This window comes from Streptomyces sp. LARHCF249 (assembly GCF_052871255.1).
Genome location: NZ_JBIXJQ010000003.1, coordinates 640080 through 663091 on the forward strand (window position 1 = coordinate 640080; position 23012 = coordinate 663091).

A 23012-nucleotide genomic window follows, 5' to 3' on the forward strand; every position below is an offset into this window, starting at 1 on the left:
CAACGGGAAACCCGTCGACCCCCGGTGCCCGGCGGCCGCAGTCTGGAGCCGTCCGCACCAGGCAAGACCCACGAGGGGAAAATCATGCGCAAGATGTTCCGCGGCGCCGCCGCGCTCGCGACCGCCGCCGCCGCCGTACTCGCGCTCAGCGGTACGGTCGAGGCCAAGCCGGCCGACGCGTGGGCCGGGTGCCCGGACGGGGCCGTCTGCATCTACCCCCAGGACCAGAACCCCGCCGTCAGGCCGACCCACATCTTCTACAAGTACGGGGCCCACAACCTCAGCAACCAGTACGGGAACCACTGGGTGCTCAACAACCAGTACGGCGGTGCGACCGCAAATCTGTGCACCGGCTCCAACGGGGCCGGCTGCGGCAGCCCCATCGCCGCCAAGACCGGTGTCTACGCCAACCTGACGCCCATCAACTCGGTGCGCCTCAACCCGTAGCGCCTGCGGGGGAACAGCGTCCGGAGCCGCCGTCCGCCGGCTCCGGACGTTCCTGTTGTCGTCATACGAATCCCAGGATTTGGCCGTCCGTCCGACCCCCGCTGTAGCCTGGGAACCGCCATCTCGGCGTCTGGGCGCGCATGCCATGGGGGATGCTTTGGGGGATCCGGACCGACGGCCGAACACCGACCACCCGTACGACTCCGACGACACCGCCGCCCTGCCGTTTCCCGCGCAGCTGAGACGTCTGCGGTTGCAACGGGGCATGTCGCTGGCCGACCTGGCCCGGCGCACGCACTACAGCAAGGGCTACCTGAGCAAGATCGAGACGGGCTCGAAGCGCGTGACCGTGGACGTCGCCCGGCGCTGCGACGACGTACTGCGCGCGGGCGGTGAGCTGCTGCGGATGGCCGGGGAGGCGGACCGGACCGATCCGGGGTCCGGCGGGGCGGGGACGGAGGCCGGCGAGTGCCCGTACCGGGGCCTGCCGGCCTTCACGGCGCAGGACGCCGGGTGGTACTTCGGCCGGGAAAGGGCCACGGCCGAGCTGGTCGAGCGGGTCTTCGAACGGATCGGGAACGGGCCGCTGATGCTGGCCGCCCCCTCCGGCGCGGGCAAGTCCTCCCTGCTGAACGCCGGTCTCGTCCCCGCGCTCCGGCGCGGCGGCGGCTTCCCGATGCCGGGCGCCGACGCCTGGCCGGTGGTGCGGTTCACTCCCACGGCCCATCCGCTCGAGGAGCTGCTGGACTGCACCGCGAAGGTGCTGGGCAGCGATCTCGGCCTCGGGGCACAGGAGTTGCGGGAGCGGCCCCTGGCACTCCTGGAAGCCTTGCGCCGGCTGTCGGCCACCGCCCCGGACCCGGCCGCCGACCCGGACCGGGACCGCGAGCCCCCGCCGGTCCGGCTGGTGCTGATCGTCGATCAGTTCGAGGAGCTGTTCACCCTCTGCTCCGACGAGGCCGAGCGGCACGCCTTCGCCCGGGTGCTGTCGGCCGTGTCCACGTCCCGGCCCGCGGGCGACGGGCCCGACCCCGCCGTCGTGGTGCTCGGCGTGCGGGCCGACTTCACCGGCAGCTGTCTGGACCTGCCGGAGCTGGCCTCGGCCTTCGCCTCGGGGCTCTTCGTCCTGCCCCCGATGTCCCTGGCGGAGCTCCGGGAATCGATCACGCGCCCGGCGGAGCTCGCCGGAGTCACCCTCGAGCCGGGCCTGGTCCCGCTGCTGCTGCGCGATGCCGGTCTGCGCGAGGACAGCCCCGGCCACACGCCCTCCGGTGTGCTTCCGTTGGTCTCCCACGCCCTGATGGCCACCTGGCAGCAGCGCACCGGATCCACCCTGACGGTCGCCGGGTACGAGCGGACCGGCGGCATCCAGGGGGCGATCGCGCGGACCGCCGAGACCGTGTTCGCCCGTCTGTACCCCGCCGAGCAGCGGACGGTCCGCCGCGTCCTGGTCCGGCTGGTGCACGTCGCCGACGGAGCGGGGGCGACCCGCCGCCGGATGGACCGGACCGCGCTGACGGAGCAGCTGCCCGGCCCGGACCGGGCCGCGGCGGCGCTCGACACCTTCGTCCGGGCCCGGCTGGTCACCGTGGACAGCGACACCGTCGAGATCACCCACGAGGCCCTGCTGCACGCCTGGCCGCGGCTGCGCGGCTGGATCCACGCGGACCGGGCCGGCCTGCTGATCCACCAGCAGCTGGCGCACGCCGCCGCCGAATGGGAGCGCGAGGACCGCGATCCGTCGGCCCTCTACCGCGGGACCCGGCTGGAGAACGCCCGGTCGTGGGCGGACGAGCTCGACGGCAGGAGCAGGCTCGGCCCGCGCGAGGAGGACTTCCTGCGGGCCAGCCAGGCCGGGGAGGACGCCCGGGAGCGGCAGGCCCGGCGCCAGGTACGCCTGCGGCAGCGGATGCTGGCCACCCTGGTCGTCCTGCTGGTGCTCGCCGTGGGCGCGGGCGGCCTGGCGTACGAGCAGCGCGCGGGCGCGCTCGGCCAGGAGCGCGTGGCCCGCTCGCGGGCGCTGGCCCTGCAGTCCGCCTCGCTGGCGGCGGGCCAGCCGGAGAGCTCGATGCGGCTCGCCGCGGAGGCCTACCGGACCTCGGCCACGACCGAGGCGCGCGGGGCGGTGCTGAGCACCCAGTCCCAGCCGTTCATCGCCCGGCTCGGCGGGCACGGCGGCGCCGTGAACGCGGTGGCCTTCGCCCCGGGGAACGGCGTGCTGGCGACGGCCAGTTCGGACGGCACGGTGACCCTGCGGCGGGTGTCCGACCGCCGCACGACGGCGTCCTTCGCCCTGCCCGGGCGGGTACGGGCCGTCGCCTTCAGCCCCGACGGCCGCACCCTCGCGGCCACCTCCACGGACGGTCCCGCGCTGCTGTGGGACGTCACCGGCCGCCGTACGGCCGCGGTCCTGGCGCCGGACACCACCGGGGCCCGGGCCGTGGCCTTCGCACCCGACGGGCGGACCCTGGCCGTCGCGGCCCCCGACGGGACCGTCCGGCTGTGGGAGACGGCCGGGGAGCACCGGGCGGTGGCCTCGCTCGAGGGCCACGCAGGGAGGGTCAACGCCCTGGCGTACGCGGCGGACGGCCGCACGCTCGTGTCGGCCGGAGGCGACCGGACCGTACGGCTCTGGGATCCGGTGGCCGCCCGTCCGCTGGCCGTCCTCGCCGGGCACACGGACGAGGTGCTGGGGGCGGCCTTCGCCCCGGACGGCCGGAGCGTCGCCACCGGGGGCGTCGACCGGACCGTACGGCTGTGGGACGTGGCCGGGCGCCGGACCACCGCGACGCTGACGGGACACAGCGACGACGTCAACGGCGTGGCGTACACGCCGGACGGGACGACGGTCGTCAGCGCGGGCGGGGACGGCACGACCCGGCTGTGGGACGTGCGGGCCGGGCGGCTGACGGCGACGCTCGCCGGACACACCGACTACGTGCTCGGGGTGGCGGTGGACCCGGACGGGACCGTGCTGGCCACCGCCGGGTTCGACCAGTCCGTGGTGCTGTGGGACCTGCGCGGCCCGGTGCTGACCTCGCGTCCGTTCACCGAGGTCTGGCACGCCGCGTACAGCCCGGACGGCAGACTGCTGGCCACCGCCGAAGCGGATCACGCCGTGCGGCTGTGGGACGTGGCGGGGCGCCGGGCGGTGGCCGCGTTCGCGGGGCACACCGAGACGGTGTTCTCGGTGGCCTTCGCCCCCGACGGGCGGACGCTGGCCTCGGCGGGCTCCGACGGCACGATCCGGTTGTGGGACGTCGCGGCGCGCGGGCCGGCCGCCACCCTCAACGGCCAGGGCGGCACCGTGTTCTCCGTGGCCTTCGCACCGGACGGCCGGACCCTGGCCGCGGCCGGCTCGGACGGCACGGTGCGGCTGTGGGACGTGGCCGCGCGCCGCAGGCTCGCCGTGCTCGCCGGCCATACGGACTTCGCCAACGACGTGGTGTTCAGCCCCGACGGGCGCACCCTGGCGAGCGCGGGCGACGATCTGACCGTACGGCTGTGGGACGTCTCCGAGCGGCGGCAGCTGGCCGCGCTCACCGGCCATACGGGGGCGGTTCGGGGCGTGGCCTTCAGCCCGGACGGCCGGACCCTGGCCAGCAGCGGCAACGACGGGACCGTACGGCTCTGGGACACCCGCCGCCGCCGCTTCGAGGCGGCGCTCACCGGCCACACCGGCTCCGCGCGCGGCATCGCCTTCTCCCCCGACGGGCGGACCCTCGCGAGCAGCGGCAACGACCGCACGGTGCGGCTGTGGGAGGTGGCCGGCCGCCGTCCGGTGGCCGCGCTGTCCGGCCACACCAGCGCGGTGTGGGGGGTCTCCTTCGCCCCCGACGGGCGGACGGTGGCGAGCAGCAGCACCGACGGCACCGTACGGCTGTGGAGCGTGGACGTCGGGGCCCGGCTGGCGGAGATCTGCCGGCTCTCCCCCGGCCCGGCGTGCCCGCGGCCCTGACACGCCCTGTCCGCGGGGGTTTCCCGGAGGGGTTTCCCGTTGCCCGTCCGGACGGGGTGCTCCCGGGACCTCCCCGGGCGGGGCCGCGGCCCCCAGGCTGCTCTCACCTACGGCAACACGAATCGAGGTCCTCGCATGCTTCGCCGATCCTCTCTCCTGGGCACGGTCGTCGGGTTACTGGTCTTCCTCCTGTGGGCTCCCCCGACGGCCGCCGCCGACGCGGAATGCTCCGTACGCGCGCCGGGGGCTTCCGCGACCGCCGAGCGGGCCGTCGCCGCCGCCTGCGCGCAGATCGCCGCGGACGTCTGGTACACGTGGGGCGGCGGCCACGGGCCCCGGCCCGGCCCCACCTACGGGCAGGTCGACCCGACCGACCCGGCGAGCGAACACGACCCCGAGCGGCTCGGCTTCGACTGCTCGGGGCTGGTCCGCCACGCCTACGCCGAGGCTGCCGGGTCGGACATCCTGAACGGCGTGGCGAGCGCCCAGTACTACACGCACCGCGCGGCCGGCCGCTTCACCGCCGCCCAGGGGCTCGGCCCGCTGCTCCCCGGCGACCTGCTGGTCTGGGGCACCTCGCAGGACCTGCACCACATCGCGATCTACCTGGGCGCGGGCAAGATGGCCGAGGCCCGGCAGTCCGGCACCAAGCTGATGGTCAGTGACGTCCGGCTGGGCGCCGGCTACTACGGGGCCGTGCGCATCGACCCCGGACCGGTGACCGGGCACGTGTTCCGCACCTGGGGCTCCGGGGTGTGGACCAAGGACCGGCCCTCCACCCAGGGGGCGCGGGTGTACGCCTTCCCCGGTCCGACGACGATCCGCGTGGAGTGCCAGAAGCACGCGGAGAAGGTCACCTCCGACGGCTACACCAACGACGCCTGGTCCTACCTGCCGGACTACCGGGCCTGGGTCACCAACATCTACATCCAGGGACCCGAGTGGCTGGACGGCGTGCCCACCTGCGCCCCGGACAAACCCTGAACGCGAGCGACGGCCTAGGCGCCGCCGGCGATGACCAGGAGGGTGCGGGCTGCTGACGGGCCGGCGAGGCGGCAGCGGTGCGGAACGCCGCCGTGGTGGTGGGCGCTCTGGCCGGCCCGCAGGGTCAGCGGTTCCTCGCCCTCGACCTCGAGGAGGATCTCGCCCTCCAGGACGTAGAGGAAGTCCTCGCCCGGGTGCTCGAACCAGCCGCGCTCACCCTGGCCGGGCTCGAAGTGGTGCTCGTAGGCCTCCATCAGCCCGCTGCGCCCGCCGGGGATGAGCACCTGCGCCACCTGCCCCGCGGCCTCGTCCACGCGGATCACCTGGGGGTCGCTCTCGTGGCTGACCGTCCCCGGGCGGGCGGGGGGCCTCAGGAAGGTGCCGGGGGCCACCTCCAGGGCTTCGGCGATCCGGTAGATCGAGCTGAGGCTGGGCGTGGCGAGTCCGCGTTCGAGCTGGCTGAGGAAGGGCTGGGAGAGGCCGGAACGGGTGGCGAGCACGGCCATGGAGACCCCGCGCTGTTTGCGGCAGCCGCGGATCACCCGTCCGACCTCGATCGCTTCGGGCGTGGGTTCGGGGCGAGACACGCTGGCGAACGTACCTCATGGCGCCGGGCGGGCCGGGTGGCCCCGGCAGGCTTCGCACGGCTGCAACACGCCCTTCATAAGCGTGGTCAATTATTAACCTCACTTATCAACGAGGACGAACGAGGAGCCACCCCCGTGCACGCCACCCACTCCCCGCCCGGCCGGACCCTCGGCCGGCTCGGTCCGGCCCTGGGCGCGGCCGGCGCCGTGCTCGCCCTGTGGTACCTGCTCGCCCGGTCCGGAGCGGTGGCCCCCGGGCTGCTGCCGACGCCCGCCCAGACCGCGGCCGCCCTGGCCGACAGCGTCCGCGAGGGCACCCTGGCCGCCGACCTCGGAGCCAGCCTGGCCCGGGCGGGACAGGGCTTCGCCCTGGGCGCGGTCATCGGCAGCGCGCTCGGCTTCACCACCGGCTACCTGCCGGCGCTCTCCGCCGCCGTCACCCCGGTGGTCTCCTTCCTGCGCCCGATACCCGCCATCGCGCTGGTGCCGCTGGCGACCGCCTGGTTCGGCATCGGCGAGACCGCCAAGCGCCTGCTCATCGCGTACGCCGTCCTGCTCGCCGTCTGGCTCTACGTCCACGACGGGGTCTCCCGGGTGCCGGTGTCCCACCTGCGCGCGGCCCGGTCGCTCGGGGCACCGCTGCACCGGCGCTTCACCGAGGTGCTGCTGCCCTCCGCCGCACCCGCCCTGCTCGCGGCACTGCGCTACGGAGCCTCGGTGGCACTGCTCGCCCTGGTGGCGGCGGAACTGGGCGGCGCGGACAGCGGGCTCGCGTACCGGCTCCAGGTGGACGGCCAGTTCCTGCGCGTGGACCGGATGTTCGCGGGGCTGCTCGTGCTCGGGCTGCTCGGCGTGGCCGTCGACCTCGTCCTGGCCGCGGTCGGCCGCAGGTTCGTGCACTGGAGCGCGTCATGAGCCGACGGGTCCGGCTGGAGGGGCTGACCGTCGGGTACGGCGGCACGGCGGTGCTGGAGCGCACCGATCTGGACCTCCCGGCGGGGTCGTTCACGGCCCTGCTGGGGCCGAGCGGGTGCGGGAAGTCCACGGTGCTGAACGCGGTGGCCGGATTCGTGCGGCCGGCCGCCGGGCGGGTGACGGCGGGATCCGAGCCGGTGCGCGGACCTGGCCCCGACCGGGGCGTGGTCTTCCAGCACTACGCCCTCTTCCCCTGGCGCACGGCACGCGGCAACGTGGAGTTCGCCCTCAAACGGCTCGGCCTGCCGCGTGCGGAACGCCGCCGCCGCGCCCTCGCCGCGCTGGCCGAGGTGGGGCTGTCGGAGGGCGCGCAGAAGTACCCGGCCCAGCTGTCCGGCGGGATGCAGCAGCGCGTTGCGCTGGCCCGGGCGCTGGCCGCCGAGCCGGAAGTGCTGCTGATGGACGAGCCGTTCGGGGCCCTGGACTCGCTGACCCGGACCCGGATGCAGACCCTGCTGCGGGAGTTGTGGCAGCGCCGCGGCACCACCGTCCTGTTCGTCACGCACGACATCGACGAGGCCCTGGCCCTCGCCGAGCGGGTCGTCGTACTCGGCGGATCTCCCGGGCGGGTACTGGCCGACCACCCGGTTCCCGCCGGGCCGCCCGACCCGGATCTGCGGTCGCTGATCGCCCGTCACCTCGGTGCCGAATAACCCCCTCCCCCTCCCCCTCCCCCTCCCCCTTCACCCCTTCGCCCTTTCCCGAAAGGACCCCCCGACATGCCCGGATCCCGCGCGGCGGCCGCCGCACTGCTGGCCGCCGCCGCCCTGCTCGCCGCGCTCACCACGGCCTGCACCGGCTCCCCCGCCCGCGCGGGCGCCGTGCGCCCGCCCGTCACCCTCGCGGCGAGCGACCACCTCGGCGGTGCGCCCGTCCACGTGGCCGCCGAGCGCGGGCTGTGGGCCGCCGAGGGCGTCGAGGCCACCGTCACCACGCAGCCCACCGGCCGGGACGCCCTCAACGCCGTGCTCGGCGGCCAGGCCCAGCTCGGCGTCGTGGGCGACCTGCCCGCGGTGACGGCCGTGCTGGGCGGCCGGGACCTGCGGATCGTCGCCGACCTGTCCCGGTTCGACGACTGGCGCCTGCTCACCCGGACCGACCGGCGGATCACCGGGTTCGCCGCGCTCAAGGGCCGCAAGGTCGGCGTCCCGCAGGGCACGAACGTGGAGTACGCGCTGTCGCGGATGCTGGCGTCGGCGCAGCTGACCGCCGCGGACGTGACGGTGGTCAACCTCGCCCCGAACCAGGTGACTCCGGCCCTGACCCGCGGGGACGTCGACGCCGGGGTCACCTTCCCCAGCTTCTACGACTCCGCCCGCACCACCCTCGGCGAGCGCTACGCGGAGCTCCCCTTCACCGGCTACACGGCCCGGACCCTGCTCGTCGCCGGCCCCGGGGCGGCCGAGGAGACCACCACGGCCGTGCTCCGGGCACTGGTGAAGGCGCAGCACGAGATCGCCGCCGATCCGGCCGCCGCGCGAAAGGCCGTACTCGCCCAGTCCAAGGGCGCGCTCCAGGCCGGATACGTGGACGCCTTCCAGCCCCGGTACGGGTACGGCGCGAACCTCTCGTCCGAGCTGCTCGACCAGTTGGAGCAGGAGGCCGCCTGGGCCAAGGCCGCCCAGAGCCTGCCGGGCTCCGCCGACCGCGCCGCACTGCTGCGGCACGTGCACCCCGCACCCCTGACGGCCGTCGACCCGGCCGCCGTCACCGTCCGCTGAACCACACCCCGCACAGGAGATCCTCATGGCCGTCGACCAGAACACCCTGCGCCGCCGCGGCGTGGGCCTGATCGCCCACGACCCCGCCCTCAGCTACGGCGGCTACACCCTCTACACGCCGATCACGGGCACCGGCGAGATCCACCTCGTCGACATCGAGGGCCGTCCCGCCCACACCTGGAACTCCCCGCATCCGCCCGGCCGTCAGGCGCAGCTCCTCCCCAACGGGAACCTCTTCTACGCGGCCAAGGACACCAGCGGCCCGACCCTCTTCCCCATCTGGGACGTCTACCACGGCGGGATCTTCCAGGAACTGGCACCGGACTCCACGGTCCTGCGCGAGGCCCGGCACCCCTTCCACCACCACGACGCCTCCGTCCTGCGCAACGGCAACCTCGTCGTCACCGTCGTAGAGCCGCTGGCCCCGGCCGACGCGGCCCGGATCCGCGGCGGCATTCCCGGCTCCGAAGCACCGGGCGGGGTGATCTACGGGGACGTGGTGTACGAACTGACCTGGGACGGGCGAGCGGTGTGGCGCTGGGCCGCCATCGAGCACCTCGACCCCGAGGAGTTCCCCCTCAACCCGCACTTCGCCCGCGAGCACTGGCCGATGGCCAACACCGTCAACGAACTGGCAGACGGCTCGATCGTGGTGGGCTTCCGCAGCGCCTCCACCACCGTGGCCGTCGACCGGGCCGACGGCTCCGTGCGCTGGCGCATCGGGCCCGACGTGCTCGCCCAGCAGCACCATCCGCACGAATTGGCCGACGGCACGATCCTGGTCTTCGACAACGGGACCTACCGCGACACCACCTCCGTGCCGTACTCGCGGGTGCTGGAGATCGACCCGCGCACGGGCCGGGAAGTGTGGTCGTACGAGGACAATCCCCCGCAGAACTTCTTCAGCCCTTACATGTCGAGCGCCCAGCGCCTGCCGAACGGGAACACCTTCATCGCCGAGGGCTCCTTCGGCCGGCTCTTCGAGGTGACCCGCGACGGAGACGTGGTCTGGGAGTTCGTGGTGCCGCAGTTCGGGTCCTTCGGCGGGGGCGTGGGCCTCGAGTCCTCGGCCGGCGCCCAGAACTCCGTCTTCCGCGCCTACCGGTACGCCGCCGACCAGCTGCCCTGGCTGTGACGGGACGGCGGGAGCCGGTCGGCGCGGGGCGCGTGCCGACCGGCTCCCGCCGGGGCGGTCAGCCGCCGTCGCGGACGGCGACGATGCCGTTGAAGACGCCGACGTACGCGGTCCCGTCGGGCCCGAGGGTGATCGGGGCCCAGTTGTTGTCGTACAGCGGGCCGGTGCCGGTCAGCTGCCGCCAGCGGCGCTCACCGGTGCGGAAGTCCACCGCGGTGAGGTACCAGGCGTCGATGCCCCAGGAGTTGGGCTCCTTCTCGTAGAAGTAGAGGAGCCCGTTCGCGGTGGAGAGCTTGGGGACGACGGAGGGTGCGCGGACCGGGCTCTCCCACACCGTGTCGCAGCCGCTGCCGTCGACGCGCACGTCGATGCGGGCCGCGCCGCCGACGACGGACTTGCCCAGCAGCAGCGTGGTGACGTTCTCGTAGCCGTAATTGTTCTCGACGACGATGCTGTTGCCCCAGGTGATCAGGGAGTTGTCGGTGGTCGAGGCGCCGGATCCGAACACCGGCACCCTGCAGACCAGCCGCCGGTCGGCCGGGACGTCGACGCCCCGCCGGTAGACCAGGACGTTCATCCGGTCGTCGGCGTTGTCGGTGATGGCGACGTAGCCGTCCCCGAAGAGGTCCGGTGTGGTGCCCGAACCCTGGTTCACGGTACCGGGTTTGGCGCCGGTGCCGCGGTCGTAGGTCTGGCGCCACTGCACCTCGGGGGTGCCGTCGGCGGCGGCGCGGAAGCTGTAGAGCGCGTGGTCGGAGACGATGGAGACGCCGTCCTCGGCGACGGAGAAGGAGTTCTGGATCTCCTCGCCGTCCAGCCGGACGGAGCGGATCTCCGAGGTCGCCGGGTCCACGGTCCCCACGCGGCCCTGACGGGTGACCCACCAGATGCGGCCGCTCCAGTCGGGCATCACGGAGGTGACCGGGTCGCAGGTGCCGCTGGGCCTCAGGTTGGTCCAGGTGACGCAGTCGTGCGGCACCTGGCCGGTGAGGTCCCAGTCGTTGTCGACGGTGAACCGCCAGCTGCCGTCGGGGTTCCGGGAGTGTGCGAGGCGCAGGATGTGCTGGCGGGAGTCGGCCAGTACGGCCCGGTCCTGGTGGTCCAGGTAGAAGTAGGCGCCGCCCGAGGTGTCCTTGAAGATCTTCGAGAAGTCGAGGGAGGTGATCGCCTCGACCGTCGAGGAGCGCTGCGGGAGCTGGTACTCCGCGAGCGTGGCGAGCGTACGGGGCTCCAGGAGCTTGACCTTGAACCCGGTGAAGGTGCCGCACACCGTGACGAGCCGGCCGCCCGCGTCGAAGGTGGCGGTGGCGCATTCGCCGCCGAGGGCGGCGATCTTCTCGCTGGTCACCTTCGGGTCCTTGCCGAGCGGCCCGGACCAGGGCGAGGTGGCGCTGCCGGACGCGTCGGAGTGCATGCCGCTGCGGCCGTTGGGCGCGAGGAAGGGGTGCTGCGGCGGCGCCTCGCCGGGCAGCGGCGCGGGGGCCGCGGCGGCGCCGTCGTAGTGGCTGATCAGGCGGTGGCCGGGGGCCTTGGGTATCTCGTCCGCCTGGGCGGGCGCGACGCCGTACATCACCGCGAATGCGGCGACTACCGGTGCCACGGCGCAGTTCAGCGCTCTTCGGAACATCCGGACTTCCTCCGTGTCTCTTCCGTGCTGTTGACAATGCGTCTGATGTCGCGCCGCCGCCAGACGCTAGATCGCGGTGCCCGAAGAGTCCATGGAGGAGCCGGATGATTCACGTGCGCGCAACAGTCGATCGACTCCCTAGGGCTTGAGGCTGGAGACCACGTTCGCGGTGGCCGTCAGGCCGTCGTGGATGGTCGCGGCCATGCTGCTGCTCGCGAGGTAGAAGCCGAGCAGCACGCACACGAGGGCGTGGGAGAACTTGAGGCCGCCGCTGCGCAGGAAGATCCACGCGAGGATGAGGAGCAGGACGACCACCGAGAGGGAAATCACCATCGAAACCTCCTTACTCGCCGCCATGGTGGCGCAGCCGGGGGTGCCGTCGGGCGAAACACGTGTCCGCCGTACGGGTGTTGACCGTCCGTGATGGCCGGTCAGTCCTTGACGATCACGCTCCAGCGGGTCGTGCCGGGCCCGTTGCAGCCGGCCGCCGGCGCACGGGTCTTGCCCGGGCCGGGCCCCGCGTGCCATATATGTCTAGACCTTTATGCGGAAGCGGAGGAAGGCATCCCGTGCGACGCACCGCCCCCCTGCTCGCCCTCTGCCTGGCCCTCGGCGGCCTGTCCGCGGCCGCCGGCTGCACCGGACCCGACACCGAGCCGCCGCCCGCCCCCGCCGGGCTCACCGCGCAGGCGTCCAGCTCCACCACCGTGCACGTCATGTGGAACGCGGCCGCCGAGGGCGACGGGGTGACCGGCTACCAGGTCTTCGAGGACGGCCGCCTGCTCCGCGAACTCCCGGCCGAGAAGACGATGGTGGACGTCACCGGCCTCAACCCGCGGACCGGCTACGCCTTCACGGTCCGCGCCAAGGACGCCGCCGGGAACCTTTCCGGGACGGTCCCGGCCGTCCGGGCCACCACCCCTGCGGCCACGGCCGAGGACCTGCGGGCGCCGACCGCCCCGGCGACCGCCACGGGCCGCGCCACCGGGCCCCGCGCCGCCTGGGTGTCCTGGTCCGCCGCGACGGACGACACGGGCGTGACGGCGTACGACGTCTACCAGGGCGGCACCCGGATCCACAGCGCGGGCCCCGGCGAGACCGGCACGGCGCTGAGCGGCCTCCAGCCGGACACCGTGTACACCTTCACCGTGCGGGCCCGCGACGGCGCGGACAACTCCTCACCCGACTCCCCCGCGGTGGACGTGACCACCCCGCCCGCCTCGGGCGGCGGACCGGGCACCGCGCCCGGCGGGTTCACCGCGACCGCCTCGGCGGGCACGGTCACCCTCGGCTGGACCGCGCCGGACACCGGCCGGGAGACGAGCGAGTACGAGCTGTACGTCAACGGACGGCCCACCACCGTCATCCAGTTCGGCACGGGCGCGGTGCCCAGCGGACGGGCGGAACACCGGATCACCGTGACGGAGCCGGCCGGTACCGTGTGGGCCGTGAAGCTGCGCGCCCGGCTGCCGGACGGGAACTGGGGAGCCTTCTCGGCGGAGCGGACCGTCACCCTCGTGGCGTGAGATCAAGCAACGATCCAGCCCGAACGGCACTGCCGCGAAAGAAGATCACGCACAATACATCCGTGTTCGGTGAGTACTCGGTCAACAGCAGTCAGGCAGGTTCCACGGGCGGCGGTGCTGAGCCGGACTCGGGCGCCGTGCCGGGAAACCTGCCGCCGGAATCGGCGAGCTTCGTCGGCCGGGAGGCCGAACTGGTCCTCCTCGACCGCCTGTTGAGCGAACGAAGACTGATCACCCTTACCGGCGTGGGCGGCGTCGGCAAGTCCCGGCTCGCCCTGCGGGCCGCCGCCCAGGCCGGCCGGGCACGGCGCGACGGCGCGTGGTGGGCGGAGCTGTCGCCCCTGCGCGACCCCGCGCTGCTCACCACGACCGTCGCCCACGTCGTGGGCCTCGCCGACCACTCCCCCCGCCCGCTCGACGAGGAGTTGTGCGCGTGGATGGCCGACAAGGAGCTCCTGCTCGTCCTCGACAGCTGTGAGCACCTGGTCGCCCACTGCCGCCACCTGGTCGGTGAACTCCTGCAGTCCGCACCCGGACTGACGGTCCTGATCACCTCCCGGGAGCCGCTCGGCTCCCCCGGCGAGGAGGTCGTCGAGGTCCGGCCGCTGCCCTGCGCGGGGCCCGACAGCGACGCCCTCGCCCTCTTCCGCGCCCGCGCCCTCGCCGCGGCGCCGCGGGCGGCGGCCGCCTTCGAGGGCGCCGGGCGGACCGCGATCGCGGCCGAGCTGTGCCGCCGCCTCGACGGGATCCCGCTCGCCCTGGAACTGGCTGGCGCCCGGATGCGGCTGTGGACGCTGGAGCAGATGGCCGAGCGGATCGGCGAGCGCTTCGACGTGCTCGCCGACACCCGGGCCGCCCTGCCGCACCGGCACCGGACGATGCGGACCGCGATCGGCTGGAGCCACGAGCTGTGCGAGCCGCTGGAGCGGCTGCTGTGGGCCCGGCTCTCGGTCTTCACCGGGGACTTCGACGTCGCCGCGGCCCGCGCGGTGTGCGCGGGCGGCCCGCTGGCCGCCTCCCGGGTGGAGCGGGTCCTGGCGGGCCTGGTCGCCAAGTCGGTGGTCCGGCGCACCGAGGAGCGCGGCGCCGGAGCCCGCTACCGGATGCTGGACACGATCCGCGAGTACGGGCACGACTGGCTCGGCGAGCTCGGCGAGGCGCGGATCGTCGCCGACCGGCACGCGCACTGGTACGCGGCGCTCTCCGAGGCCGCCGACCGGGGCTGGCTGGGCCCGGGTCAGGTGGACTGGTACCGCAGGATGACCGCCGAGCACGCGCAGCTGCGTACGGCCCTGGAGCACCTGCTCGGCTCCGACCCGGTGTCGGCGCTGGAGATGGCCGGGGCGCTGTGGTTCTACTGGTTCGCGTGCGGGCACGTGCACGAGGGCCGGGCCTTCCTGGAACGGGCGCTGGCCGCCACCCTGCCCGCGGGAGCCGCGTACAACCAGGCCCTGTGGGCCCTGGGGCTGACCGCTCTGCTCCAGGGCGACCTGGAGACCGCCCGGTGGATCGGCGAGGAGTGCACGAAGGGCGCCGCCCGTCTCGCCGACCCCGAGTGCGAGCTGCGCGCGGCCTATCTGCACGCCGTGTCGGTGATGATGCCGGGCGACCCCCTGCGGGCCCTCGCGCTGGCCGGTCCGCGGGCGCGGGCGGGCCACGGCGGGCGGACCAGCGATGCGGGCTGGCTGCTGTGCAAACTGGCCACCAGCTACGCGCTCTGCGACCTCCGGCGCTTCGACGAGGCGGCCCAGGAGGCGCTGGCCCTGCGGGAGGCCTGCGCGGAGCTGGGCGAGCGCTGGCTGCGGGCGTACGCGGACTACATCCTGGCGGTGGCCGCGCTGGGCCTGGGCGACCACGGGGAGGCGGCCCGGCACGTGCGGGCCATGCTGTCGGGCAAACGGCTGCTGGGCGACCGCTTCGGGATCGCGCTGGGCCTGGACCTGCTGGCCGCAGCGGTGGCGGGGCTCGGCGACGGCGAGCTGGCGGCGCGGCTGCTCGGCACCGGACACGCCTGGTGGCGCACGGTCGGCCGGCCGCAGATGGGCGGCTCGCCCTCACTGCGGGCCCTGCGGGACCAGGGCGAGCGGCAGGCCAGGGCGGCGATCGGCGACGCCGCGTACGAGACGGCGTTCCGGGGCGGCGCGGCGGCGCCCACCAGCTGATCTACAGCCGGTGGACGGCCGGGCCGCGTGGTAACCGGGTCGGGTCTCCCGTCAGTACGGGAGGGGTCTGCCCGACGGTGTGCGCAGGTCCAGGTCTCGGGGGGCGGGCTTGGGGACGGGCTTGCGGATCAGCTGCTGGCGCATGCTGCCTCCTCGCTCAGACCAGGGCCGGGCGGCGGGGTTCCACCGTCTGGCCGTCGGGGAGCAGTTCACCGGTGTCGTCGAAGACCATGACGCCGTTGCAGAGCAGGCTCCAGCCCTGTTCCGGGTGGAAGGCCACGGTGCGGGCGGCGTCGCGGTCGGCGCTGTCGGCGGGCGGGCAGGGGGGCTGGTGGGAGCACATGGCGCACCTCCTCGCAGAGTGGGGCGGGAGGGCCGGTGGTCACCCGGTCGAATCCGCGATCCACGGTGGCGGTGAGTATTACCGATCGCCGCCCCCGGACGGAACCCATATCGGCAGTCCAGTTCAGGGTGTGTATGCCCGATTACCATGCGCTCATGCCCGGTATCCGGATCGTTCACCGCACACATCTCGCGCCGGCCGAGGCATGGTCGCGGGTGACGGACTGGGAACGCCATGGGGACCGCGCCCCCCTCACCCGGACGATCATCGAAACGCAGCCTCCGACGGAGGTCGGAACGGTCTTCACGGCGCGCACGGGCGTGGGGAGGATCACATGCGACGACCCCATGGAAGTGGTCGTCTGGCGGCCTCCCGCGGAGGGTACGGGTGGGTTCGTCCGATTGGTGAAGCGCGGACGGGCCGTGACGGGCTGGGCGGAGATCGAGGTCCGCCCCCTGCCGGCCGGCGGCAGCGAGATCCACTGGCGCGAGGACCTGCGCCTGCGCGGCCTGCCCCGCGCGCTGGACCCCGTGGTGGCCCTGGCCGGCCGGCTGCTCTTCTCCCGTGTCCTGCGGGCGCTGTTGCGCCGATAGCGTTCCTCTAGGGTTCCTCCGTCACCGACCGGTGACGACCGCGAGAACCGAGGGGGATTTCCGTGGCCACCCCGCCACCGCCGCACCCGCACCCGCCGGCGGGCCCGTACCCGGGGCACACCCCGCACGGCCCGCACGGCCCGCACGGCCCGCACTCTCCGTACGTCCCACAGGCCCCGTACACCCCGGCAGCCCCATACGCGCCGGCCGCGCAGGCTCCGTACGGCGCCCCGTACGCCCTCACGCCGGAGCAGGGCGCGTACGGCTGCCGCGTCTGCGGATCGCTGCCCGTCGCGGACACGACGGTGTACGGCCATCAGGGCATGGTCGTGCTGATGCGGTTCCGCAGCCGCAAGGGCCCGTTCTGCCGCGACTGCGGGGTCGCCACCGTCCGGGAGATGTCGGCGCGGACCCTGTGGCAGGGCTGGTGGAGCCCGCTGTCGCTGATCATCACGCCGATCACGCTGCTGGTGAACCTCGGCCCGTGGGGAAAGCTGTGCAGGCTCGGCCCGCCGACGGGCGGGGTCATGGCACCGCTGAACCCCGGCAGGTCGCTGTGGCTGCGGGCACCCGCGCTGGCCTTCCTCGTACCGGTGCTCCTCGCGATCCTCGCGGTCCCCGCCCTCATCCTCGTCTCCGCGCTGAACGGGGACGACGAGCAGGCGGTCCTGCAGGTGGGGCAGTGCGTGCGCAACGAGGGCGACCGGCGCAAGGAGGCACTGGTGGTCACGGACTGCGACGCGGGCTTCGCCCAGTACCGGGTCACCGGACACCTCGACCACACGGGTGCGCGCTGCGCGGACGGCGAGTACATCACCCAGCTGCGGGAGCGCCCGGACGGCCTGGCGTCCTCCTGCCTGCGGCCGCTGGCGCCGCACTAGGACACACCTCGGCCGGGCCTCCCCGCACGGGGCTGCCCGGCCGGACGCGGCCTAGCGGATGGGCATGTCCGAGATCGTGCGGGCGATCACCAGCCGCTGGATCTCGCTGGTCCCCTCGAAGATGGTGTAGATGGCGCTGTCGCGGTGCATGCGCTCCACCGGGTACTCGCGGGTGAAGCCGTTGCCGCCGAGGATCTGGACCGCCTGGGCCGTCACCTTCTTGGCGACCTCGCTCGCGAAGAGCTTCGACATGGAGCCCTCCGCCGAGGTGAACGGCCGGCCCGCGACCGCCATCCAGGACGCCCGCCACACCAGCAGCCGGGCGGCGTCGATCTGGGTCCGCATGTCGGCGAGCTGGAAGGCCACGCCCTGGTTGTCGATGATCGGGCGGCCGAACTGGGTGCGGGTCTTCGCATAGTCCAGGGCGACCTCGTAGGCGGCGCGCGCCGTGCCCACGGCCATCGCGCCGACCGCCGGCCGGGAGGCCTCGAAGGTGGCCATGGCGGCGTTCTTCACGCGCTCGCCCCCGCCGCTGCGGGCGCGCTCGCGGGCCCGCGCGAGCCGCTCGTCGAGCTTCTCCTTGCCGCCGAGCAGGCAGGAGCCGGGAATGCGCACGTCCTCCAGCACCACCTCGGCGGTGTGCGAGGCGCGGATGCCGTGCTTCTTGAACTTCTGGCCCTGGGACAGCCCGGGGGTGTTCGGCGGCACGATGAAGGAGGCGTGGCCCTTGGTGCCGAGCTCCGGGTCGACCACGGCCACGACGATGTGGACGTTGGCGATACCGCCGTTGGTCGCCCAGGTCTTGGTGCCGTTCAGCACCCACTCGTCCTTGGCCTGGTCGTAGACCGCACGGGTCCGCATGGACCCGACGTCCGATCCGGCGTCCGGCTCGGAGGAGCAGAAGGCGGCGACCTTCACGTCGTCCGGGGTGCCGTACATCTGCGGGATCCAGGTGCCGATCTGCTCCTCGGTGCCGTTGGCGACGACGCCGATGGCCGCGAGTCCGGTGCCGACGATGGACAGGGCGATGCCCGCGTCGCCCCAGAAGAGCTCCTCCATGGCCATCGGGATGCCGAGGCCCGTAGGGTCGAAGAACTGCTGGGCGTAGAAGTCGAGCGAGTAGATGCCGACCTTGGCGGCCTCCTGGATGACGGGCCAGGGAGTCTCTTCGCGCTCGTCCCATTCCGCGGCCGCGGGGCGGATCACGTCGGCGGCGAAGCCGTGGATCCAGTCGCGGACCTGCTTCTGGTCGTCGTTGAGCTCCATGGTGAACTCCGCCATGTCCCCTCCACCTGTCTGTGCTCGCGTATCGTGGTGTTACTAGCGGTAACCCACACGTGGGCACAGTCTGTTACCGGCGAGTAAGCAGTGTCAAGCTCGGACGCCCGCCCACGGCCCCGACCACCGCCGATTCGATCGCCAGGGTGTGCAGGGTGTTACGTTGCGTGGGCGTCACGCACATCGCAAGGGCGGGGAGAGAAACACATCATGGAGACCACGCAGCAGGCAGGCGAGCCGGGAGCGGGCGAGCGCCGGCGCCGGGAGCTGCTCGAAGCCGCCGACCGGGTGGTGCTCAGGGACGGCCCCAAGGCCTCCATGAACGCCATCGCGGCGGAGGCAGGCATCACCAAGCCGATCCTCTACCGGCACTTCGGCGACAAGGCGGGCCTCTACCAGGCACTCGCCGTCCGGCACACCGACGCGCTGCTCGACTCGCTGCGCGCCGCGCTCGACGCCCCGGCCGAGCGGCGCCGCCGGGTGGAGTCCACCCTCGACACCTACCTCGCCGCCATCGAGGCCCGCCCTCAGGTCTACCGCTTCCTGATGCATCCGGCCGAGGACTCCCACAGCACCGAGCGCGGCTTCGACGTGGGCCTGCACTCGGCCCCGCTGCTGCGCCGCCTCGGCGAGGAGCTGGCCCAGGTGATCGGCGAGCGCGTGGACCTCGGCCCGGGCGGCGAGCGCCTGGCCCGCGTCTGGGGCCACGGCATCGTCGGCATGATGCACGCGGCGGGCGACTGGTGGCTCGGCGAACGCCCCTGCGACCGCGCGGACCTGGTGGCCGGCCTCACGGACCTCTTGTGGGGCCGTCTCGCCACCGCTGGCAACCGCGAAGACGGCCCCGGCTTCTGACCCCGCCGAAGCCGGGCTGCCTTCAGCCGCGCAGCGCCCCCGCGCCCCACGCCGTCTTCCGGATCGCCCGCCGCAGGCGACGGGCGCGCAGCCCCGTGACCCGGTCCGCGTAGACGGTCCCGTCGAGGTGATCGCACTCGTGCTGCAGGCAACGGGCGAAGAACCCGGTCCCCTCGATCCGCACCGCCGCCCCGTCCGAGGTGACCCCCTCGACGACGGCCCGGTCGAACCGCGCGGTCCCGGCCTCGAGCCCCGGCAAGGACAGGCAGCCCTCGGGGCCGAGGAACTCGTCCCCGTCGGCCGCCACCAGCCGCGGGTTGACGACGTGTCCGACATGGCGGACGTCCTCGTCGTCGGGGCAGTCATAGACGAAGACCCGCTGTCCGACCCCGATCTGGTTCGCGGCGAGGCCGACGCCCTGGGCGGCGTACATCGTCGCGAACATGTCCTCGATGAGCCGGTCGAGCTCCGGTCCGAACTCGGTGACCTCCGCGCAAGCGGAATGGAGCACCGGATCGCCCAGCAGGCTCATGGTGCGGACGGTGCCGGTGGTACCGGGGATGGGGCGCTGTCGCATGGCCGTAAGGGTACGACGGGCGAATATATGAGGAGATCTGCCGTGGTGTGGGGGCGCCGCGGTCAAGGCCCCGGCAGGTACTGGATAGGCTGGGTCCGACCGACGCAAGGAGGACAAGGGACGATGGCAGGCAACACGGAGCCGCTTTCGCCGCGGGCCAAGCTGGCCGTGACGGCGGGCAAGGCCGCGGCGGCGGTGTCGCGGGCCGCGGGACGCGGAAGCGGATCGGTGATCGGCGGCAAGGTCGCACTCAAACTCGACCCCGATCTTCTCGGCGCGCTGGCGCAGCACCTCGACGTCGTCCTCGTCTCCGCGACGAACGGCAAGACCACGACGACCCGGCTGATCGCGGAGGCCCTGCGGGCCAGCGGTCCGGTCGTCTCCAACGCGCTCGGCGCGAACATGCCGGCCGGCATCACCTCGGCGCTGGCCGGCGGCTCGGACGCCAAGTACGGCGTCATCGAGGTCGACGAGAAGTACCTGGCCGGGGTGGCCCGGGACGTCACCCCCAAGGTGATCGCCCTGCTGAACCTCTCCCGCGACCAGCTGGACCGCGCCGCCGAGACCCGCATGCTCGCGGAGAAGTGGCGCGAGGGCCTCCAGGGCTCCAAGGCGGTCATCGTCGCGAACTGCGACGACCCGCTGATCGTCTGGTCCGCCTCCTCCTCGCAGAACGTCGTGTGGGTCGCGGCCGGCCAGGAGTGGAAGGACGACGCCTGGTCGTGCCCCTCCTGCGGCGGTGTCATGCAGCGCCCGGGCGACGACTGGTTCTGCGGCGAGTGCGGTTTCCGCCGCCCGACGCCGAGCTGGGTGCTCTCCGGCGACCACGTCCTGGACCCGCACGGTTCGGCCTGGCCCATCCACCTCCAGCTGCCGGGCCGCGCCAACAAGGCCAACGCCGCCACCTCGGCCGCCGTCGCCGCCGTCTTCGGCGTCCCGCCGCAGGTCGCGCTGGAGCGGATGTACCAGGTGCAGGCCGTCGCGGGCCGCTACGACGTGGTGAACTTCCAGGGCCGCGAGCTGCGTCTGCTGCTCGCGAAGAACCCGGCGGGCTGGCTCGAAACGTTTTCGCTGATCGATCCGCCGCCGACCCCCGTCATCCTCTCGGTGAACGCGCGCGGCGCCGACGGCACCGACACCTCCTGGCTGTGGGACGTGGACTACCCGCGCCTGGCCGGCCACCCGATCTTCGTGATCGGCGACCGCAAGCTGGACCTCGCGGTCCGCCTCGAGGTCGCGGGCCTGGACTTCCGGGTGTGCGAGACCCTCGACGAGGCCGTGCAGCTCGCGCCGCCCGGCCAGATCGAGCTGATCGCGAACTACACCGCCTTCCAGGACGTGCGCCGCCGCGTCGGCAACTAGCCCCCTCAGAACCGCAGAGGACAAGAGCATGAGCGACAACAGCCTGCGTCTGGTGTGGGTCTACCCCGACCTGCTCAGCACGTACGGAGACCAGGGCAACGCCCTCGTGGTGGAGCGCCGGGCGCGCCAGCGCGGCCTGGACGTGCAGCGCGTGGACGTGCGCAGCGACCAGCCGATCCCCACCTCGGGCGACATCTACCTGATCGGCGGCGGCGAGGACCGGCCGCAGCGCCTGGCCGCCGAGCGCCTGGTGCGCGACGGCGGTCTGGAGCGGGCCGTCTCGAACGGGGCGATCGTCTTCTCCGTCTGCGCCGGGTACCAGATCCTCGGCAAGGAGTTCGTCAACGACCAGGGCCAGCGCCAGGAGGGCCTCGGCCTGCTGGACGTGGTGACCGTGCGCGGTGAGGGCGAGCGGTGCGTCGGCGACGTCCTCGCCGACATCGACCCGCGGCTCGGCCTGCCGCAGCTGACGGGCTTCGAGAACCACCAGGGCGTCACCCACCTCGGGCCGACGGCGCGGCCGTTCGCCCGGGTGAGCATGGGCCGCGGCAACGGCACCGGCGACGGCACCGAAGGCGCGTACAACGACACGGTGTTCGGCACCTACATGCACGGTCCGGTCATGGCCCGCAACCCGCAGGTCGCGGACCTGCTGCTGAAGCTGGCCCTCGACGTCAACGCGCTGCCGGCCATAGACGACCGGTGGTACGAGGCGCTGCGCGCGGAGCGCATCGCGGCGGCGACGCAGCCCGCGTAGGGCGGGGCCGGCGCCACCCGGCACCCGGCGTTCGGCCCGGATTCCCCTGGCGGGAACCGGGCCGACGTGCGTTCGCACCACGGCTGCGACCGGCATGTGGAGGATGGTTCAGCCCACCCGCGTTCCGCTTGTAGGGTGACGTGTAGTTCCCACCGGACGACGTGGTCCGGTCGTCGGCCCACGTTGCAAAGGTCTCTTCCTGCCATGCGCATTGGTGTGCTCACTTCCGGTGGCGACTGCCCCGGCCTGAATGCCGTCATCCGCTCCGTCGTGCACCGCGCGGTCGTCGACCACGGCGACGAGGTGATCGGCTTCCACGACGGCTGGAAGGGCTTGCTGGAGGCGGACTACCGCAAGCTCGACCTCGACGCCGTCGCCGGCATCCTCGCCCGCGGCGGCACCATCCTCGGCTCCTCGCGGGTGCAGCCCGCGCACCTGCGCGACGGCGTGGAGCGCGCCCGCGGCCACGTCGCGGACCTCGGCCTCGACGCGATCATCCCGATCGGCGGCGAGGGCACGCTGAAGGCAGCGAACCTGCTCTCGCAGGCGGGCCTGCCGATCGTCGGCGTCCCCAAGACCATCGACAACGACATCGCGTCCACCGACGTCACCTTCGGCTTCGACACCGCCGTGGGGGTCGCCACCGAGGCGCTGGACCGGCTGAAGACCACCGCCGAGTCCCACCAGCGCGTGATGGTCGTCGAGGTCATGGGCCGCCACACCGGCTGGATCGCCCTGCACTCGGGCATGGCGGCCGGCGCGCACGCGATCGTCGTACCGGAACGCCCCTTCGACATCGACGAGCTGACGGCGATCGTCGGCGAGCGGTTCTCGGCGGGCAAGCGGTTCGCGATCGTCGTGGTCGCCGAGGGCGCCAAGCCGCGCCCCGGGTCGATGGACCTGGAGGAGGGCGGCGTGGACATGTACGGCCACGAGCGGTTCGCCGGCATCGGCAACCGGCTCGCGGTGGAGCTGGAACACCGCCTGGGCAAGGAGGCCCGTCCGGTGATCCTGGGCCACGTCCAGCGCGGCGGCACGCCCACCGCGTACGACCGGGTGCTCGCGACCCGCTTCGGCTGGCACGCCGTGGAGGCCGCCCACCGCGGCGAGTTCGGCATGCTGACCGCGCTGCGCGGCACGGACATCGAGATGGTGCCGCTCGCCGAGGCGACCTCGTCCCTCAAGACGGTCCCGGCCGAGCGCTACGACGAGGCCCAGACGGTTCTGTGACCGTATGCCCGTTA

General features: G+C 73.5%; 21 protein-coding genes. 15 read left to right on the forward strand and 6 right to left on the reverse strand.

The window, feature by feature from the left end; all coding sequences use genetic code 11:
- Nucleotides 1-84 precede the first annotated feature (84 nt).
- The 3 genes from ACIPUC_RS11180 (at nucleotide 85) to ACIPUC_RS11190 (ending at nucleotide 5389) form a co-directional block, all read left to right on the forward strand.
- The gene (locus tag ACIPUC_RS11180) at nucleotides 85-447 is read left to right on the forward strand and encodes a hypothetical protein (RefSeq protein ID WP_446588673.1); all 363 of its coding nucleotides are present in this window, start codon (nucleotides 85-87) and stop codon (nucleotides 445-447) included.
- 145 nt (nucleotides 448-592) lie between these two features.
- Nucleotides 593-4405 carry an nSTAND1 domain-containing NTPase gene (locus tag ACIPUC_RS11185; protein ID WP_446588675.1) on the forward strand — a complete coding sequence of 1271 codons (3813 nt, stop codon included), beginning with the start codon at nucleotides 593-595 and terminating at the stop codon, nucleotides 4403-4405.
- Nucleotides 4406-4540: 135 nt separating this feature from the next.
- Complete coding sequence (locus ACIPUC_RS11190) at nucleotides 4541-5389, forward strand: NlpC/P60 family protein (RefSeq protein ID WP_446588677.1); 849 nt, start codon at nucleotides 4541-4543, stop codon at nucleotides 5387-5389.
- Between the two features lie 14 nt (nucleotides 5390-5403).
- On the opposite strand, the gene ACIPUC_RS11195 is transcribed toward ACIPUC_RS11190, so the two are convergent.
- Entirely contained in the window at nucleotides 5404-5976 is a 573-nt protein-coding gene (locus ACIPUC_RS11195) for a helix-turn-helix domain-containing protein (protein WP_446588679.1), read from the reverse strand.
- A gap of 135 nt (nucleotides 5977-6111) precedes the next feature.
- On the opposite strand from ACIPUC_RS11195, the gene ACIPUC_RS11200 reads away from it, so the two are divergent.
- The 4 genes from ACIPUC_RS11200 to ACIPUC_RS11215 all read left to right on the forward strand — a co-directional run bounded on the left by ACIPUC_RS11200 (nucleotide 6112) and on the right by ACIPUC_RS11215 (nucleotide 9807).
- Nucleotides 6112-6891, forward strand: coding sequence for an ABC transporter permease (locus ACIPUC_RS11200; RefSeq protein ID WP_446588681.1), 780 nt, complete (start codon nucleotides 6112-6114; stop codon nucleotides 6889-6891).
- Nucleotides 6888-7604: an ABC transporter ATP-binding protein gene (locus ACIPUC_RS11205; RefSeq protein WP_446588683.1), complete on the forward strand. Its 717-nt coding sequence runs from the start codon at nucleotides 6888-6890 to the stop codon at nucleotides 7602-7604. The genes ACIPUC_RS11200 and ACIPUC_RS11205 overlap by 4 nt, the downstream gene beginning before the upstream one ends.
- 66 nt (nucleotides 7605-7670) lie before the next feature.
- Nucleotides 7671-8672 (forward strand): ABC transporter substrate-binding protein, encoded by a 1002-nt coding sequence (locus ACIPUC_RS11210; protein ID WP_446588685.1) that lies wholly within the window; start codon nucleotides 7671-7673, stop codon nucleotides 8670-8672.
- Between the two features lie 25 nt (nucleotides 8673-8697).
- A complete protein-coding gene (locus ACIPUC_RS11215; protein WP_446588687.1) occupies nucleotides 8698-9807 on the forward strand; it encodes an aryl-sulfate sulfotransferase in 1110 nt (369 codons plus the stop codon).
- Nucleotides 9808-9865: 58 nt separating this feature from the next.
- Here the strand turns inward: ACIPUC_RS11215 and ACIPUC_RS11220 are convergent, their stop codons facing one another.
- Both ACIPUC_RS11220 and ACIPUC_RS11225 read right to left on the reverse strand, forming a co-directional pair.
- Nucleotides 9866-11434, reverse strand: a complete 1569-nt coding sequence (locus ACIPUC_RS11220; RefSeq protein ID WP_446588689.1) for a hypothetical protein — start codon at nucleotides 11432-11434, stop codon at nucleotides 9866-9868.
- A 138-nt stretch (nucleotides 11435-11572) separates the two neighbouring features.
- Nucleotides 11573-11767, reverse strand: a complete 195-nt coding sequence (locus tag ACIPUC_RS11225) for a hypothetical protein (RefSeq protein WP_446588691.1) — start codon at nucleotides 11765-11767, stop codon at nucleotides 11573-11575.
- 236 nt (nucleotides 11768-12003) lie between these two features.
- Between ACIPUC_RS11225 and ACIPUC_RS11230 the strand changes: the two genes are divergently transcribed.
- Together ACIPUC_RS11230 and ACIPUC_RS11235 are read left to right on the forward strand one after the other, a co-directional pair.
- The gene (locus ACIPUC_RS11230) at nucleotides 12004-12960 is read left to right on the forward strand and encodes a fibronectin type III domain-containing protein (protein WP_446588693.1); all 957 of its coding nucleotides are present in this window, start codon (nucleotides 12004-12006) and stop codon (nucleotides 12958-12960) included.
- Nucleotides 12961-13022: 62 nt separating this feature from the next.
- Nucleotides 13023-15122 carry an ATP-binding protein gene (locus tag ACIPUC_RS11235; protein WP_446588695.1) on the forward strand — a complete coding sequence of 700 codons (2100 nt, stop codon included), beginning with the start codon at nucleotides 13023-13025 and terminating at the stop codon, nucleotides 15120-15122.
- 157 nt (nucleotides 15123-15279) lie between these two features.
- On the opposite strand, the gene ACIPUC_RS11240 is transcribed toward ACIPUC_RS11235, so the two are convergent.
- Nucleotides 15280-15465 (reverse strand): DUF5999 family protein, encoded by a 186-nt coding sequence (locus ACIPUC_RS11240; protein WP_361765487.1) that lies wholly within the window; start codon nucleotides 15463-15465, stop codon nucleotides 15280-15282.
- 404 nt (nucleotides 15466-15869) lie between these two features.
- Between ACIPUC_RS11240 and ACIPUC_RS11245 the strand changes: the two genes are divergently transcribed.
- Both ACIPUC_RS11245 and ACIPUC_RS11250 read left to right on the forward strand, forming a co-directional pair.
- Nucleotides 15870-16058 carry a hypothetical protein gene (locus ACIPUC_RS11245; RefSeq protein ID WP_446588697.1) on the forward strand — a complete coding sequence of 63 codons (189 nt, stop codon included), beginning with the start codon at nucleotides 15870-15872 and terminating at the stop codon, nucleotides 16056-16058.
- 62 nt (nucleotides 16059-16120) lie between these two features.
- A complete protein-coding gene (locus tag ACIPUC_RS11250) occupies nucleotides 16121-16939 on the forward strand; it encodes an LppU/SCO3897 family protein (RefSeq protein WP_446588699.1) in 819 nt (272 codons plus the stop codon).
- Between the two features lie 51 nt (nucleotides 16940-16990).
- Here ACIPUC_RS11250 and ACIPUC_RS11255 read toward each other — a convergent pair whose 3' ends face one another.
- Nucleotides 16991-18220 carry an acyl-CoA dehydrogenase family protein gene (locus ACIPUC_RS11255; protein WP_446588701.1) on the reverse strand — a complete coding sequence of 410 codons (1230 nt, stop codon included), beginning with the start codon at nucleotides 18218-18220 and terminating at the stop codon, nucleotides 16991-16993.
- Between the two features lie 207 nt (nucleotides 18221-18427).
- Here ACIPUC_RS11255 and ACIPUC_RS11260 point away from each other — a divergent pair, with 207 nt between their 5' ends.
- Nucleotides 18428-19072: a TetR family transcriptional regulator gene (locus ACIPUC_RS11260; RefSeq protein ID WP_446588703.1), complete on the forward strand. Its 645-nt coding sequence runs from the start codon at nucleotides 18428-18430 to the stop codon at nucleotides 19070-19072.
- A 22-nt stretch (nucleotides 19073-19094) separates the two neighbouring features.
- Here the strand turns inward: ACIPUC_RS11260 and def are convergent, their stop codons facing one another.
- On the reverse strand, nucleotides 19095-19649 hold the full coding sequence (gene def, locus ACIPUC_RS11265) for a peptide deformylase (RefSeq protein WP_446588705.1): 555 nt from the start codon (nucleotides 19647-19649) through the stop codon (nucleotides 19095-19097).
- Between the two features lie 123 nt (nucleotides 19650-19772).
- On the opposite strand from def, the gene ACIPUC_RS11270 reads away from it, so the two are divergent.
- The 3 genes from ACIPUC_RS11270 to ACIPUC_RS11280 all read left to right on the forward strand — a co-directional run bounded on the left by ACIPUC_RS11270 (nucleotide 19773) and on the right by ACIPUC_RS11280 (nucleotide 22998).
- Nucleotides 19773-21011, forward strand: a complete 1239-nt coding sequence (locus ACIPUC_RS11270; protein WP_266669266.1) for a MurT ligase domain-containing protein — start codon at nucleotides 19773-19775, stop codon at nucleotides 21009-21011.
- A 28-nt stretch (nucleotides 21012-21039) separates the two neighbouring features.
- Complete coding sequence (locus ACIPUC_RS11275; protein ID WP_446588707.1) at nucleotides 21040-21768, forward strand: type 1 glutamine amidotransferase; 729 nt, start codon at nucleotides 21040-21042, stop codon at nucleotides 21766-21768.
- Between the two features lie 204 nt (nucleotides 21769-21972).
- Nucleotides 21973-22998: a 6-phosphofructokinase gene (locus ACIPUC_RS11280; protein WP_446588709.1), complete on the forward strand. Its 1026-nt coding sequence runs from the start codon at nucleotides 21973-21975 to the stop codon at nucleotides 22996-22998.
- The last annotated feature ends 14 nt before the right edge of the window (nucleotides 22999-23012 follow it).

What these genes read in the sequence shown, in the direction of transcription:
- ACIPUC_RS11185 (WP_446588675.1), top strand. Translation starts at nt 593, where the DNA reads ATGGGGGATGCTTTGGGGGATCCGGACCGACGGCCGAACACCGACCAC.
- ACIPUC_RS11225 (WP_446588691.1), bottom strand. Translation starts at nt 11,767, where the DNA reads ATGGTGATTTCCCTCTCGGTGGTCGTCCTGCTCCTCATCCTCGCGTGG.
- ACIPUC_RS11220 (WP_446588689.1), bottom strand. Translation starts at nt 11,434, where the DNA reads ATGTTCCGAAGAGCGCTGAACTGCGCCGTGGCACCGGTAGTCGCCGCA.
- ACIPUC_RS11215 (WP_446588687.1), top strand. Translation starts at nt 8,698, where the DNA reads ATGGCCGTCGACCAGAACACCCTGCGCCGCCGCGGCGTGGGCCTGATC.
- ACIPUC_RS11190 (WP_446588677.1), top strand. Translation starts at nt 4,541, where the DNA reads ATGCTTCGCCGATCCTCTCTCCTGGGCACGGTCGTCGGGTTACTGGTC.
- ACIPUC_RS11240 (WP_361765487.1), bottom strand. Translation starts at nt 15,465, where the DNA reads ATGTGCTCCCACCAGCCCCCCTGCCCGCCCGCCGACAGCGCCGACCGC.
- ACIPUC_RS11260 (WP_446588703.1), top strand. Translation starts at nt 18,428, where the DNA reads ATGGAGACCACGCAGCAGGCAGGCGAGCCGGGAGCGGGCGAGCGCCGG.
- ACIPUC_RS11270 (WP_266669266.1), top strand. Translation starts at nt 19,773, where the DNA reads ATGGCAGGCAACACGGAGCCGCTTTCGCCGCGGGCCAAGCTGGCCGTG.
- ACIPUC_RS11280 (WP_446588709.1), top strand. Translation starts at nt 21,973, where the DNA reads ATGCGCATTGGTGTGCTCACTTCCGGTGGCGACTGCCCCGGCCTGAAT.
- ACIPUC_RS11180 (WP_446588673.1), top strand. Translation starts at nt 85, where the DNA reads ATGCGCAAGATGTTCCGCGGCGCCGCCGCGCTCGCGACCGCCGCCGCC.
- def (WP_446588705.1), bottom strand. Translation starts at nt 19,649, where the DNA reads ATGCGACAGCGCCCCATCCCCGGTACCACCGGCACCGTCCGCACCATG.
- ACIPUC_RS11210 (WP_446588685.1), top strand. Translation starts at nt 7,671, where the DNA reads ATGCCCGGATCCCGCGCGGCGGCCGCCGCACTGCTGGCCGCCGCCGCC.
- ACIPUC_RS11255 (WP_446588701.1), bottom strand. Translation starts at nt 18,220, where the DNA reads ATGGCGGAGTTCACCATGGAGCTCAACGACGACCAGAAGCAGGTCCGC.
- ACIPUC_RS11275 (WP_446588707.1), top strand. Translation starts at nt 21,040, where the DNA reads ATGAGCGACAACAGCCTGCGTCTGGTGTGGGTCTACCCCGACCTGCTC.
- ACIPUC_RS11205 (WP_446588683.1), top strand. Translation starts at nt 6,888, where the DNA reads ATGAGCCGACGGGTCCGGCTGGAGGGGCTGACCGTCGGGTACGGCGGC.